Origin of the sequence: Bradyrhizobium sp. USDA 4538, assembly GCF_024171045.1 — a bacterium.
In the GTDB taxonomy this organism is placed as follows: Bacteria; Pseudomonadota; Alphaproteobacteria; order Rhizobiales; family Xanthobacteraceae; genus Bradyrhizobium; species Bradyrhizobium australafricanum.
On the sequence record NZ_JALJZE010000002.1, the window covers coordinates 429667 to 443550 of the forward strand.

General features: G+C 61.4%; 13 protein-coding genes and 5 pseudogenes. 12 read left to right on the top strand and 6 right to left on the bottom strand.

What is annotated here, in order from left to right:
- Positions 1-13 precede the first annotated feature (13 nt).
- From J2R78_RS43315 to J2R78_RS45545, 11 genes and pseudogenes are all read left to right on the top strand, one after another.
- Positions 14-1801, top strand: coding sequence for an acyclic terpene utilization AtuA family protein (locus J2R78_RS43315; protein WP_253610560.1), 1788 nt, complete (start codon positions 14-16; stop codon positions 1799-1801).
- Between the two features lie 155 nt (positions 1802-1956).
- Positions 1957-2091, top strand: a complete 135-nt coding sequence (locus tag J2R78_RS44880; protein ID WP_256559089.1) for a hypothetical protein — start codon at positions 1957-1959, stop codon at positions 2089-2091.
- A gap of 135 nt (positions 2092-2226) precedes the next feature.
- Positions 2227-2403 carry a hypothetical protein gene (locus J2R78_RS43320; protein WP_375167197.1) on the top strand — a complete coding sequence of 59 codons (177 nt, stop codon included), beginning with the start codon at positions 2227-2229 and terminating at the stop codon, positions 2401-2403.
- Between the two features lie 103 nt (positions 2404-2506).
- On the top strand, positions 2507-2755 hold the full coding sequence (locus J2R78_RS45540; protein WP_256559088.1) for an MFS transporter: 249 nt from the start codon (positions 2507-2509) through the stop codon (positions 2753-2755).
- Positions 2709-3245 (top strand): MFS transporter, encoded by a 537-nt coding sequence (locus J2R78_RS43325; protein WP_375167162.1) that lies wholly within the window; start codon positions 2709-2711, stop codon positions 3243-3245. Before J2R78_RS45540 ends, J2R78_RS43325 begins: the two co-directional genes overlap by 47 nt.
- Entirely contained in the window at positions 3242-4039 is a 798-nt protein-coding gene (locus J2R78_RS43330; protein ID WP_253610559.1) for a cupin domain-containing protein, read from the top strand. The genes J2R78_RS43325 and J2R78_RS43330 overlap by 4 nt, the downstream gene beginning before the upstream one ends.
- 147 nt (positions 4040-4186) lie before the next feature.
- Complete coding sequence (locus J2R78_RS43335) at positions 4187-5518, top strand: MFS transporter (protein WP_253610558.1); 1332 nt, start codon at positions 4187-4189, stop codon at positions 5516-5518.
- A 62-nt stretch (positions 5519-5580) separates the two neighbouring features.
- A pseudogene (locus J2R78_RS43340) lies at positions 5581-5733 on the top strand (branched-chain amino acid ABC transporter substrate-binding protein); the annotation flags it as partial.
- A gap of 232 nt (positions 5734-5965) precedes the next feature.
- Positions 5966-6358, top strand: a complete 393-nt coding sequence (locus J2R78_RS43345) for a branched-chain amino acid ABC transporter permease (RefSeq protein WP_256559087.1) — start codon at positions 5966-5968, stop codon at positions 6356-6358.
- Positions 6359-6868 carry a hypothetical protein gene (locus J2R78_RS43350; RefSeq protein WP_253610556.1) on the top strand — a complete coding sequence of 170 codons (510 nt, stop codon included), beginning with the start codon at positions 6359-6361 and terminating at the stop codon, positions 6866-6868.
- A complete protein-coding gene (locus tag J2R78_RS45545) occupies positions 6835-7557 on the top strand; it encodes a hypothetical protein (RefSeq protein ID WP_375167198.1) in 723 nt (240 codons plus the stop codon). The genes J2R78_RS43350 and J2R78_RS45545 overlap by 34 nt, the downstream gene beginning before the upstream one ends.
- Positions 7558-7883: 326 nt before the next feature.
- Here J2R78_RS45545 and J2R78_RS45550 read toward each other — a convergent pair.
- The 5 genes and pseudogenes from J2R78_RS45550 to J2R78_RS43375 all read right to left on the bottom strand — a co-directional run.
- Positions 7884-8117, bottom strand: a pseudogene (locus J2R78_RS45550) (IS3 family transposase); the annotation flags it as partial.
- Positions 8023-8442 (bottom strand): transposase, encoded by a 420-nt coding sequence (locus J2R78_RS45555; protein ID WP_375167199.1) that lies wholly within the window; start codon positions 8440-8442, stop codon positions 8023-8025. The pseudogene J2R78_RS45550 and the gene J2R78_RS45555, both read right to left, overlap by 95 nt.
- A gap of 164 nt (positions 8443-8606) precedes the next feature.
- On the bottom strand, positions 8607-8900 hold the full coding sequence (locus tag J2R78_RS43360; protein ID WP_253610554.1) for a hypothetical protein: 294 nt from the start codon (positions 8898-8900) through the stop codon (positions 8607-8609).
- Between the two features lie 799 nt (positions 8901-9699).
- Positions 9700-10299: pseudogene (locus J2R78_RS45560) on the bottom strand (plasmid pRiA4b ORF-3 family protein).
- Positions 10296-10562: pseudogene (locus J2R78_RS43375) on the bottom strand (transposase domain-containing protein); the annotation flags it as partial. The pseudogenes J2R78_RS43375 and J2R78_RS45560, both read right to left, overlap by 4 nt.
- Positions 10563-11236: 674 nt before the next feature.
- Here J2R78_RS43375 and J2R78_RS43380 point away from each other — a divergent pair.
- On the top strand, positions 11237-12394 hold the full coding sequence (locus J2R78_RS43380; RefSeq protein WP_253610550.1) for a reverse transcriptase domain-containing protein: 1158 nt from the start codon (positions 11237-11239) through the stop codon (positions 12392-12394).
- Positions 12395-12561: 167 nt separating this feature from the next.
- Here J2R78_RS43380 and J2R78_RS43385 read toward each other — a convergent pair.
- Positions 12562-13857 (bottom strand): annotated as a pseudogene (locus J2R78_RS43385) (IS66 family transposase); the annotation flags it as partial.
- Between the last annotated feature and the right edge of the window lie 27 nt (positions 13858-13884).

A 13884-nucleotide genomic window follows, 5' to 3' on the forward strand; every position in this document is an offset into this window, starting at 1 on the left:
GGAGGATACATCGATGAGCGGGAAAACGGTACGCATCGGCGGTGCCTCAGGCTTCTGGGGTGACAGCAGCGTCGGTGCGCCGCAACTGGTCCGCCATGGCGACATCAATTATCTGGTGTTTGACTACCTGGCGGAGCTGACCATGTCGATTCTCGCGGCAGCCCGGCTGCGCAAGCCAGAACTTGGCTATGCCACCGACTTCGTGACGGTCACGATGAAGAGTCTGCTTCCGGAGATCGCCGCGCGCGGCATCCGCGTTATCAGCAACGCAGGTGGCATGAACCCGCAAGGCTGCGCGCAGGCCGTCGCGGAGCTGGCTAAAGAATACGGCCTGAGCTTGCGAATCGCCGTGGTGGAAGGCGACGATGTAATGCCGCTGCTACCCACGTTGCGAGAAGCCGGCGTGCGCGACCTGCAGAAGGGCCGCCCGCTGCCGGACAAGGTAGTCAGCGCCAACGCCTATTTGGGCGCGCTGCCGATCAAGCAGGCGCTCGACCAGGGCGCACAGATCGTCATTACGGGGCGTTGCGTGGACAGCGCCGTCACGATCGGCGCGCTGATGCACGAGTTTGGCTGGCAACGAGATGACTACGACCGCTTGGCGCAGGGTACCCTGGCCGGTCACATCATCGAGTGCGGCTGCCAGGCCACGGGCGGCCTGCATACCGACTGGGAAAGCGTGCCAGACTGGCCCAACATCGGCTATCCGGTGGTGGAATGCCGGGCCGACGGGACTTTCCTGGTGGGCAAACCGCCAGCGACAGGTGGATTGGTCAATACTGCAACTGTCGGCGAGCAGGTGCTCTATGAGATCCACGACCCTTCTGCTTATCTGCTGCCGGACGTGACGTGCGACTTCACGCAGGTCAGGCTGCGGCAAGCTGGCCCGAACCTGGTGGAAGTGAGCGGCGCACGGGGGCGTGCGCCTGGCGGCGCCTACAAGGTCAGCGCCACCTTCGTCGAGGGCTATCGCTGCGACGCGCAGCTTACCATCGTCGGCATTGATGCGGCGGCCAAGGCGGAGCGTACGGCTGCGGCGATACTAGAGCGTACGCGCAAGCTCTTCGAAGAAAATGGCTGGGGCGACTACACGCGCACTCGGATCGAAGCGCTCGGTGCAGAGTCTTGTTTTGGGCCGCACGCTGCCACGCGTCACACCCGCGAAGCAGTGATGCGCTTGGCCGTGATGCATTCCCAAAAGGCGGCGTTGGAATTGTTTGCCCGCGAAATTGCAGCGACGGGAACGAGCTGGTCGCCCGGCACGACCGGAATGGGTGGTCGCTCCCGCCCGTCGCCATCGATCCGGCAGTATGCCCTTCTGCTCGACAAGGGCGCGCTGGCCCCAACAGTTGTCATGGACGGCGTGCGCACGGCAGTGTCGATTCCGACGGGCGGGCCGGCGATTCCTGAGCCGGCATCTACGCCGGCGCAGGTTACGCACGAAAGCGCCAGCCAGCCCACGCAAGACACCGTTGAAGTTCCCCTAATCCGCCTCGCCTACGGTCGCAGCGGCGACAAGGGCGATACCTCCAACATCGGGCTCATCGCACGCCGGCCGGAATATTTGCCTCTTCTCCGCGCTGAGGTAACCGCGGCGCGCGTCGCCGAATGGCTGGGTCATCTGGTGGAAGGGCCTGTGACCCGCTACGACCTGCCCGGCTTCGATGCAATGAACTTTGTTTGTGAGTCAGCCCTCGATGGCGGCGGCATGGCATCGCTGCGCAATGACTCACTCGGCAAAGGCATGGCACAGATTCTGTTGACGATGCCGGTGCGGGTACCGCGAGGCGTATTGTCATGACCACGGGGTCCGGCGAATGCGGCCAGGCAACGACGGTGGCGCGCTTCCCGACGTCGCCTCCAGCGTCGTCACCCGCTGTCGCCAACCGGCGAGCATACAGAAGATCGCTTCGGGCGCACCGCTGGCCGTTCAGGACAAGCGTCGGACTCTTAGCGGTGGCCTTGCCGATGAAGTGCGCGGCGCTCGAGCGTGAACTGAACTGTCAGTTAGCGCACATAGGCAGCGCCGACTTCCGGGAGGGCATCAAGGCCGCGGCCGAACGCCGCGAGCCGGCGCTTGCCGGCCAGTGAGCTCCACCCAAAGGACAGGAAACACCCGATGACCGACGCCACAACCGTTACTGCCACTGCGTCCGTTCCAGAGGGGCCGCTTACGGCGTTATCGACCTGAGCCGCGTCTTTGCGGGACTGTGGTGCGCGCAGATCCTGGCCGAACATCGCGCTGACGTGATCAAGGTCGAAGTGCCTGCAGGCGACGAAACCCGCGATTTGGGCGCCAAGCTGCCTGGTGACCGGTCGAGCTACCGCGGGAGCCCAGGTATGACGGCGGGCGAGCAGGAAATTCTGTGCGACCTGCGCGCGGCGACGCCCCGCGCGGCATAGACCCAATACAGGGAGACGAGTATGTCACCGCATCGACGTTCACAGGCTGGCCGACGAGGCCAAGTTCAACCAGTTTCACGCCACCGTCCTGGCTTGGATCTTCTTGATCGTCGTGCTGGATGGCTACGACCTCGCCGTTTCGGGGATCGCCTTGCCGGGCATCATGAAGGAGATGGGTGTCGAAGCCACCAAGGCAGGGTTCATGGTGAGCTCCGCGTTGTTCGGCATGATGTTCGGCGCGATGGGCCTCGGCGTGCTCGGCGACAAGCTTGGCCGCCGCTGGGGCATTGCGCTCTGCGCTCTGCGTGCTGCTGTTCAGCGCCTTTACCGCAGCTGCGGGATTCGCCCGTGATCCAATCACCTTCAGCGTGCTGCGGTTCATCGCGGGCCTCGGTATCGGTGGTGTATTGCCGCTGTGTGTCGCGCACCTGACCGAATACGCGCCGGCCGGCGTCCGTGCGCGCCTCGTCACGATCGCGGCGGTCGGCTATTCGGTCGGCGGCGACATTTCGGCGCTGCTCGGCAAGGCGCTCCTGGGATCCTATGGCTGGCAAGCGGTGTTCTTCGCTGCCGGTGCGCCGATCGTGCTGATCCCGTTCATTTTGAGATTCGTTCCTGAGTTGCTGCAGTTCCTGCTCAAGAAAAAGCGCGATGCCGAGGTGCGCCGGATCGTCGGCAAACTTGCGCCCGGCCTGCAGTTGCAGGCGCAGGAGCAGGAGCAGGAGCAGTTTGTTGTCCCGCACGAAGACGAGGCGGCGCCGATCGGCAGGCTGTTCGAGGGCGGCCGCGCATTTAGCACGCTGATGGATTCTGCAGTCCAACAAGAACAGGAGATAGCGTGACGTCATCCTACGTACGACGGGCCGCCGATGCAGTCGTCTATTCGCCGGCGAACCATACGGGCATCGCCAATCAGCGCATCATCAGCAGGGAAACCGTCGGTGCATCCAGGATCGAAGTACTGATCGGCACCATCGCACCAGGGCACGGGGCGCTGCCGCATGCCCATCCCAATCTGGAGCAAGCTAGTTACGTGTTTTCTGGAAAAGGCCTTGCCCAGACGCCGGGCAAGCAGCAGATGCTGGACGCGGGTGGCTGGAGCTTCAGCCCCTTGGGCGTCTTTCATCGCTTTGAAGTCACGAGCGACGTGCCGGTGCGGCTCATGGTGATCTATGCGCCGCCATACAGCGAGAACCCGAATGCCGCCGTCGTCGTAACCGGCCTGGACGATCAACGTTGGCAGGCCGGTGCGAGCGGAGACGATATCAAGGACATCGAAGCCGCCGCTCTGCCTTACTACCGGCACGCACTCGCAAAGCCGATTGTGACAGGCCGAACCGTCAACGCCCGTTTTCTTGAGATTCATGACGTGGAAATCGCAGCCGATGGCGGTGTTGCGCCGCACTCGCTGCCGGAAATAGAGCAGGTTCTTTTTGTGAAGAACGGAGCCATCCGAGGACGGATCAACGGACAGGAGTTCGCTGCGGTCGCACAGGAATGGGTCTTCGTACCCGAAGGCGCGGAGTTCAGTTTCGATGCCGACCGCGCATCCTGCGGGATTTTCGTCATCCGTGCAGGCGACCCTCTGCAGGGCCAAGAGCTTGGCGCAGGTCGCTCAGGCCTTGGCCGATCATAACTCGGGGCGTGTCATTGCCGGTCACTCACCGGTTGAGACCGCACGCACGCCGGCACCGTTACCGGCGCCGCTGTACTTCGAGCGGGTCGCCCCATTCGTTGGAAGTGACCAGAGCAAAAACAACCACCAGGGAATCAGGAGACATTCATGGAGCAAGGACCAATGTTGGAGGTTGCGGCAACACATCGTTCGCAGGCGTTGCCCGCGGAGACTGCCGGACTGACTGGATCGCAGATCAAGATGCTCGGCATCGCGATGCTGGGAGGTGCGTTTGAATACTACGAGTTCATCGTCTTCGGATTCATGGTTCCAACGCTCAGCCAGGTGTTTTTCTCCGATTCAACCGAGCGATGGCTGAGCATCCTGCAGACGCTCGCGGTCTTCGCCGTGGGCTACCTCGTCAGACCCATCGGAGGGATCATCCTTTCGTCGCTGGGCGATCGATTGGGCCGCAAGCGCATGTTCATGGTCACCTTGGTTCTGATGGCCACACCCACGTTGTTTGTCGGCCTGCTCCCCACCTATGCGCAGATCGGCGCGTTTGCGCCGTTGCTGCTGCTTGTATGCCGGCTGTGCCAAGGTCTGGCAATGGGCGCGGAAATCCCTTCGGCACTGACGTTCGTCGTTGAGCATGTGCCCGAGCGTCGCAGCGGATTGGCCATCGGGCTCATGGGTTCCGGGTTGTCAGCCGGCCTGCTGCTCGGGATCATGGTGGTGTCCGTGGTCAGTCACGCGTTCTCCAAAGATGAGATCCTGGCTTATGCATGGCGGGCACCGTTTGTGCTGGGCGGCGTATGCGGCCTGCTATCGGTCGCGTTGCGGAGATTCGCACACGAAACACCGGTTTTTGCCGAGATGGCCGCTCGCAAAAGCTTGAATAAGGCCATGCCGCTACGAGGAATCTTGACGACGGCCCGCTGGGAACTGCTGATCGGCCTGCTCGCGAGCCTAATCGGCAACGGGATTGTCCAAACAGCAATTCTGTTCCCTACCACATACTTTCAGACGGAGATGCATTTTTCCGCAGCGACCGTGCATACAGCCCAAGCGGCATTGATTGCGGTGAGCATTTTTTCGCTACCGTTGAGTGGCTGGATGATGGATCGATTCAGCTGGACCACATGTATCGCCGTCACGGCAACCGTGCTTGTTGCAGCCCTGGTCAACGTCTATGCCGCGCCGACGGAGCATAACATTCTCGTCAATATGGCGCTGATGGGCATTCCCGGCGCGCTGCCGATCATGTTGAACAATCACACGGTCGGCGTGTTTCCTGCCCAGATCCGGATCACGGGGATTGCGGCCGCACACAATATCGCCACTGCGGTCGCAGGCGGAACGCTGCCGATCCTGATGGGATTGCTGGCTCACTTCGATCCACGCGCCTTGATCTATGTTCCTGCCGCCTTTGCCATCATCGCGCTCGCAATCACGCCAGTCGCGACTCGATATCGCAAGCCGCTGGCGTTCCAAGCGTGAAAGGCCATCGCCAACTTGAGCTAAGGGCCATTTGCCGCGCCGCAAATCCAGAGAGAGAGGACATGATACCCGTTACCGTAAATAGGCTTGTGATTGTCTCGGCGGCACCACTTTCGCTCATTGCCGCAACCACGGGCGGCGCCCTTGCACAGAAGAAATACGACACCGGCGCCAGCGACACCGAGATCAAGATCGGCAATATCATGCCCTATAATCCTTCACACGGTTGCCTATGATGGACGCCCGTTACATCTTTGAGCGTGGGTGGCGTATCGGACGTGGAACCTTTCGCGTTGAAGCAGGCCATTACCATCCTGTTCGGACCGGCCGCCATTAGCATTGCATCGCCGCTGCCTCGCGCGGCCTCGCCGTTCGGCCTGGAATACCCGTCCTATCGACTGTTCATCATGGCGATCTCGACCGCGCTCGTGGTCGCTACCTTACCTCTTGCTCTATGCCACTTCGATTGGTCTCCAAATCAGGGGCGTGATCGCCAATCGTGCAATGGCGGCTTCACTCGGGATCAATACCCGCCTGATGGACCGTGCGATCTTCGCCATCGGTGCCGGCCTCGCGGCGATCTCAGGCGCCGTCATGGCGCCGATCATGAGTGTCGATCCTCAAATGGGTGTTGGCTTTCTAATCCCGGCGTTCCTCGCCATTCTAGTTGGAGGTCTCAATTCTCTGGTGGGCACCATTCTCGGTGCGGGCGTTATCGGAGGGGCGACGACCGTCGTCTCGAGTTTCATGTCGCAGGCGTTTGCGCAAATCGCGGTGTTCGGTCTTGCGATCGCAATTATACGGCTGTTTTCCAATGGCCTTTCGAAAAGGAATCGCTGAATGGCCGCACGCCGATCGCTGCTCCTGACGGCAGCCGTCTGGCTCGCATTCCTGCTGGCACCCGCGTTGCTGGATGAGTGGCGGATCAGTCAGATGGCTCAGCTCGTGACCTACGGGCTCTTCGCAATGAGCCTCGCCCTGACCTGGGGGCAAGCGGGCATTCTCTGTTTCGGACAAGCGATCTTTTTCGGTGTCGGAGCTTACATTGTGGCGCTGGTAACACTGGGTAAGATGCCCGCCGTCGGCGACAGTCAATGGACCGACCTCTTGTTGGCCGTCGCCGGCGGTGGAATCGTGGCGCTGTTGCTCGGATTGTTCATGTTCGGCGGCCAGGGCCTGACAGGCGCGCATTTCGCTGTCGTGACGTTATGCGCCTCCGTCATCGCCGAGGTGGGTGCCAGACGATGGGACTTCATCGGCGGCTTCAATGGTCTGTTGGCGTGCCGCCACTCGTTTGGCCAGTCCCATGGCAGGACATGTATTTGCGCGGGGGCGAAACTTACTTGCTAATTCTCGTGCTGACCTTCGGCGCGTATCTGTTCCTTCAGTGGCCGAGCCGGACCCCACTAGGCACGTTGACGATGGCGATCCGGAGCAATGAGAACCGCACGCGGTTCTTCGGTTCCAATGTGACCAGCCTGAAGTTGTTCCTCTTCGTCGTATCGGCGATGCTGGCATCACTCGTTCGGTTTTGTGTCGCCACCGCTGGTCGGTTTTGCGCTATCGACCGAAGTGTTGATCTGGGTTGCCGTGGGCGGGCGCGACGTCTTATTGGGGGCGCTGATAGGAGCGATGCTGGCGCGCTCGGTCGAAAACGCGCTTTCCGATACACTCGGCAGCTACTGGTTACTGTGCACGGGACTCTTGTTTGTCGTTGTGGTGGTGTTTGCGCCGCAAGGGTTGTTCGGCAGGCTGCTATGCTTGCAAACGCCACCGAACGAACCGCACTAAACTGGAGCTGCGGCGTGCCGGACAATCTGGGCCGGAGCTGCGCTGTCCATTGCCTCCCTCTTCGCGTCTCGCGTGGTCGCATTCTTGGACTCTCTGGCGCGATCTCTGCGACGGTAACGAGTGATACCCGCTGCTGCACTACCGTGCTCGGGAAGTCCCCAACACATGGTGCAGAATTGCCAGTGCGCGGATGGGGCGCTGAATATTCGACATCGCCGTCGTTGAAGACGATCCCGCATTCGAGGTGACCATGGCGCGGCGTGCCGGCGCTTTTGCGGTCGGCGTCTCGACGGGCGTCGCAGGTCGCGACGCGTTCTGCCATTGCGCACGGGTCCGGCTGCCGAAAATCTCCGCGAACAGCGCCCGCCTCTCCTCGGGCGGGGCCATGCTGGTCAGCCAAGACCGTGGCCAGATAAAGCCAGCCCTGGTCGATCTCGACGTAGGTGATGTCGGCGAGCCAGATCTGGTTGGGCGCGGTGGCGATGAAGTTGCGCTTGAGCAGGTTCGGGGCGATCGGGAAGTCGTGACAGCTGTCGGTGGTCCGCACCCGTCGTGGCGTCGCCATGAGGGCCCTGATACCGTGGCGGCGCATCAACCGCTCGATGCGACCACGGCTCGCCCCGCGGCCCCGAGCCTTCAACTCGACATGGATACGCGGGCTGCCATAACGCCCGCGGGTGTCACGGTAGACCCGCCTGATGTCGTCGACGAGGTCACGATTGGCGGCAGATCGTCGGCTCTCCGGGCGCGAGCGCCAAGCATAATAGCCGGCCGGCGAGACGCCGAGCACGTCGCACAGGAGCGCCACCGGATAATCGGCGCGGCGATCTTCGATGAAGGGGAATCTCATGTCCGTGTTCCAGCAAAGATCGCGATCGGTTTAAAATGTCGCGCTCCATGCGCAACCGCTCTTTCTTTTGCTGCAAGCGCGCGCTCTCTGCCGCGTGGTCCACCGACGGCAGCGTCGCCTGCATTGTGGGGCGCCGCGTCGCCGCCGTCAGCTCCAGCCGCGCCCCGCGCTGCTCCACCCACCGCCGCAGCACGGAATCGCGCAGGCCAAGCTCCTTGGCAACAGATCCGATCGAGCGCCCGCTCGACGCTACAAGATCAACCGCTTGCCGCTTGTACGGGATTGCGTTAGCTGGCCCGGGCGATGGCGAAGGACACCAAGCCTAGCAACGTCGCTGTGGACCAGCTCATAGGGACGATTTACGCACTTTACTCAAAAAATGCCGGCCGATTCTAAAAGTCACTGACACTCGACCTTGCTAGCGGTTTTCGGCAAGCGTATTTGATCTCATGTTGGCGCGACATGCATGACTCGCTGCGGCGCCAAGTGCACCTTGCCGCCTTTTTCGAAGAGGGTTGCTTGCCATGACCGGATATGTCGCTCGCCATTGATTTTCTCCCCCAGCTTTTGGCCGGCCTTGCATTCGCCGGCGCCGTAGTCTGGTTGATAACCCGAAATGCGAGCAGTCGCTCCGTCCGAAATGCTGAGTGCCGGCAGGTCGCCGGGCTGACCATTGTCGACGTTGCGATGGTCGACAGTCGGCGTAGCCTCGTTCTGATACGTCGCGATAGTACTGAGCATCTACTGTTGATCGGAGGCCCAAACGACATCGTAATCGAGTCTAGCATCGCACGCCTTACGTTGTCTGGCGAGAGCCGACCAAGTGAAGTACAACGATTATCGGAAGCTACGCCACTTCCCAACGTCTTCTATTGGGATGATGTTGCCGCTATTGGTTCCGAAAGCGAACCGGCATCGTCAGCGTTGCAATCAGGTAAGACCGAGTTGCACGGCCAGTCGCGGGCTGTCGCCGAGAGCGGTGCCGCTGATCCGCAGGTGAGCGACGGACTTGCAAGCCTTGCCCAGGAGCCGATGGTGCATTCCAAGCCTCCCGGGTCAGGACACGAACCTCTAACCGACCACAGTGCCGCAGGGGCGCGAACCTCCCACACCCCGATCGCTCAGTTCCGCTGCATATCTTCCGATATTGCTGTCCCTCCGTCGCAGAGCAAGGATCAGATACCGCCAGTCAGCTTAGATGATGCGGTTCTCGACGAGCTCGAAAGCGGAATCATCAAGTTGGTCAAGCGCCTTAGCGCGATGCGGTGAGCCTCCGAACGCTGTATACATGCTTTGCCGTCGGAAGAACGTCGGGCTTCCATCGGGTTGAGGCAAGCGCTTTGGCTTGCCTGACCTATCAAAGAGATGTGCTGACCGGACCGAACGCCGAAACGCAATGCCAGATTCGTGCGGAGCTCTCCCGAGGCGCAACACCGCAGAAGTAGCTGATGATACTGCGTCGATCCGCCGCCAAGGCCGGGTCCCTCGCGGGAACGATCGTAAGCGTAGCTCTGCGGCCCTTTTGAATGGCGCTTGACGCCTATTTTGTTCGCGTGGCGCGTCGCCGCGGTTTCCATGTGTCGGACAACGCGTTGACGGCGGCTTCGAGCGCCTTCCGATCGACGACGTTGGGATCGAACCGCTCCGGGCCCCAGAGGCGCATATGTTCGTGCTCTGGATGGTGGGGTCGCCGATGGCTTCGAGGTATTCGGCATAGCCTGGCGCACCGCCGACGTCTTCCGGAGGACAACGACCGGCGGCCTCGAGCAGGAAGGGAAGCCCCTCCGTCGTGGTGTTCTCGAACCATTTTTCGAGCTTGATCACATGGTCCCAGCTGTCGCCGAAGTCATAGAGATATGGATCGTCTTGGCGCCGGTCTCTCGAACGATATCGCAAAGCCGCGCTTTGCGGGCGTCCATGGGCTGGTGGCCGTAATCGTTGTGGGGATCAGGAATCCCCCAACGGACCTCACCAGCGAAGAACTCGAAGAGGTGACTGTTCGTCCAGCCGAATGCCTCCTGAAGCGTCAGGTGCAACCGATCAAGGCGCAGGGTGAGCGGCACGACAAGGCGACGCATCACCTCCGGCTTCACATCCTTGAGGGTCACCTTGATCCGGACCGCGGTGTGTTCAGGCTCATGCCGCCAGCCTCGGATCGTGTGCATGCATCGTGTAGATCGACGCCCAGGGAAGCAGTTCGTCCAATCGCGCCGCAGGCCAACCATTGACGAGCTTGGCGAGAACGTCAGCGAGCCAGTGCTCGGCACTGACGCCATTGAGCTTACAGGTCTCAATGAGCGAAGCCAGCAATGCCCAATTCTCGGCACCTTCGTCGCAACCGGCAAAGAGGGAGTTCTTGGCATTGAGCTTGATCGGCCGCATCGCTCGCTCGACCGCATTGGTGTGTGTGCCTTGCAAGGCGCACTGTTCTCCCTGGTGTAAACCCAGGCCGGCAAACTCTCGCTCCAGCCGGAAGTATTCGGGGCGGGTCAGGAGGCGACGAATGACCTGAAGCACTCCGAAAATGTGCCCTTTCGAGGGTCGACGGTCCGCGCGGGCCGCAACGTGAGTGAACATTGAGCAGGCCTCGAAATGTCGTTGTGGGAGCCGACCCGCCATTCTAACGGGGAAAGCCGATGCCGTGGGGGAAGCGAGCGAGAAACGCACCCCAAGGTCCCACCGGGGTAGTGATGGCAGCACGCGCGGGACATGGACAGTGAGCAACAAGGGAAGTCTGCCGCCGTGGATGGGCGCAAGCCTGTATCCAACGGCAAACCCGTGAGGGGCAGTGCCGGCGATGGCAGATGGCGGATGGGTTCGTATTACCGGTGATGTCGGGTAACGCCGACGGAGGAAAGGGACCCTGACTCGATCCATGCGAGAACGACAGTTGAGAACACGGCGATTGGTGATGAACCTAGCAACACCGGAAATATCTGTTCAGAAACTTCAAACCTCGCTGCAGGCGAAAGCTAAGGCTGAACTATCGATTTTACTCTCTTTGGGACAAAGTCTGCAGACTGGATGTGCTGGAAGAAGCCTACAGGCGCTGCCGCGGAAATCGGGGCGCTCCTGGGGTGGACGACGTCACATTTGCTCAGATCGAAACCGAGGGACGCGAGCGATGGCTGGAAAATGTCAGAGAGGAGCTGATGTCGGGCAACTACCGACCACAGCCCCTGCTGAGGGTATGGATACCGAAGAGTAATGGCGGACGTCGACCGCTTAGCATTCCAACCGTAAAAGACCGGACGGTCATGACGGCAGCGATGCTGGTGATCGGCGCCATCTTCGAAGCGGACCTGCTGGACAACCAGTATGGCTTCCGTCCGAAACTGGACGCCAAGATGGCGGTGCGCCGCGTGTTCTGGCACATCAGAGACCATCGACGATCGGAGATCGTCGACGCGGATTTGAGGGATTACTTCACCTCGATTCCGCATGCACCACTGGTGAAATGCCTCACACGCAGGATCGCCGACGGTCGGCTCCTCTCAATGATCAAAGACTGGCTGACAGTCGCGGTCATCGAGAGAGACGGTCGGCGAACCACAAGGACGGCGGAGGCCCGTACGAAGAAAAGAGGAACCCCACAAGGCTCACCTTTGAGCCCGCTGTTGGCGAATCTCTACTTTCGTCGGTTCCTGCTGGCTTGGCGCAAACACGGACACCAAGACCAACTCGATGCGCATATCGTGAATTACGCGGATGACTTCGTGATTTGCTGCCGCCCAGGTTCGTCCGAGATGGCAATGACGCGAATGGAGACGCTAATGAGCAGGCTCGGGCTGGAGGTGAACGAGACCAAGACGCGTCTCGCCCGTATCCCGGAGGATAGCGTAACATTCCTCGGGTATACGATCGGACGCTTCTATGGAAAGGGAGGTCAAGCGTTCCTTGGTACAAGACCTTCCAAGAAAGCCGTTCGACGATTGCTCAGACAGATCCATGAGCGCACGACACGTCAGTGGTATCCGGACACACCGGAGAACACAGTCGCTGTCATCAACCGCTTTCTACGCGGTTGGTGCGGCTACTTCGACCAAGGGCCAGTGGTGGAAACTTACAACCTCATTCGGCAATACGTCGATCGCCGTCTGCGACATTGGTTGGTTCAGCGCACCGGGGCGCGCGGACGGGGCTTCAACCGTTACTCGCAGGAGTTCCTGCATGAAACGCTTGGCCTCTACCGCCTCCCCAGAGCACGTGCCGACATGCCGAGAGCGAAGGCTTGATAGATCGAGAGAAAGCCGGGTGCGGGAAATCCGCACGCCCGGTTTGACGAGCGGCGACTGGAAACGGAGCCATGGTCCGAAATGAGGCACCGGCGCATCAGCGAAAGCTGCCGGCCAACCGCAACTCCTCGGAACCTGTAGCCACCGCGCCAGTCGTCGACTCTACCCATCTCGATGCGCCCGTCATCAAGGTAGAACGTCAGGCCGTCCCAATGACGCAGCGCGTAACGCAGGGCCTTCGCCGTGTCGCTCTTCTGCGCAAGGTGAGCAAGCTTGGCCTCAAACCACTGCTTCAAGGCTGCAGCCAGAGGCCGGGCATGCGCTTGTCGCCCCGCGCGGCGCTCGTCCGCAGATCGGCCGCGGGGTGCCTTCTCGACCGCGTAAAGCTGGGCGATGCGCTCAAGGGCCTCGCGGGCAACCGGAGCTGGCGCCGGCGCAGCCTCCCGCTCGATCTTCACAAACTGGCGCCGCAGATGCGACCAGCAGAAGGCGAGCGTCCCGGACAGGGCGTCCGCACGCGTCTCTCGGGTCATGGTCTTGTAAGCCTGATAGCCGTCGCAGTGGATGATGCCGCGATAGCCCTCAAGCAGCCGCAAGCCATGAACGGCCCCACGGCCCGGTGCATAGGCATAGATCACCCCAGGCGGATCAGGTCCGGCCCAGGGCCTGTCATCGCGTGACAGCGCCCAGAAGTAGCCGGTTTTGGTCCTGCCGCGCCCTGGATCCAGCACCGGCGCCGGGGTCTCATCGACACAGAGCTTCGAAGAGGCGAGCAGAAGCTGGCGCAGACGATGCCACAAGGGCTTCAATTCCTGGGCGGCGTAGCCGACCCAAAAGGCGAGCGTGGAACGGTCGATGGCGATACCGTGCGTCGCCAGCATCTGCACCTGGCGGTAAAGCGGCAAATGCCAATGATACTTGGCATCGATGACATGCGCGACCAGTCGCTCGGTAGGCAATCCTCCCCTGATCAGTCGCTCGGGCGCGGCGTGCTGGAGGACGACGCCATGACAGGCGCGGCAGGCCAGCTTGGGCCGGCGGGTGACGATGACGCGATACCGCGCCGGCACGACGTCCAGCCTCTGGCTCTCATCGTGGCCGATCTCAAAGAGATCGCCTTTGCAGGACGGACAGCAGGTTGCAGCGGGCATCAGGGTCTCGACGATGCGCGGCAAATGCTCCGGAAGCTGACCAAGGTTGGTTCTACGCTCGGCCGCTCTCTTCTCGGAGGTTCTGGGATTGACGCGATCCTCGGCTGCTTCGAGAGCTGCAACCGCCTCTTCGATGTCCTCCAGAACAAGCTGTAGCTGATCAGCATCCAGCTTTTCCGAGGACCGACCGAACTGCGCATCCTTCGCAAGCTTGAGCAACCGCTCGAGCCTGGCGCAGCGATCCAGCAGAGCCGCGGCAAAGGCACGCAACTCGGCGGGATCGCTCGGCAGCTCATCAGGCAAATCACTCACGGGCCCGAGTCTGCCATGCTTCGCGCC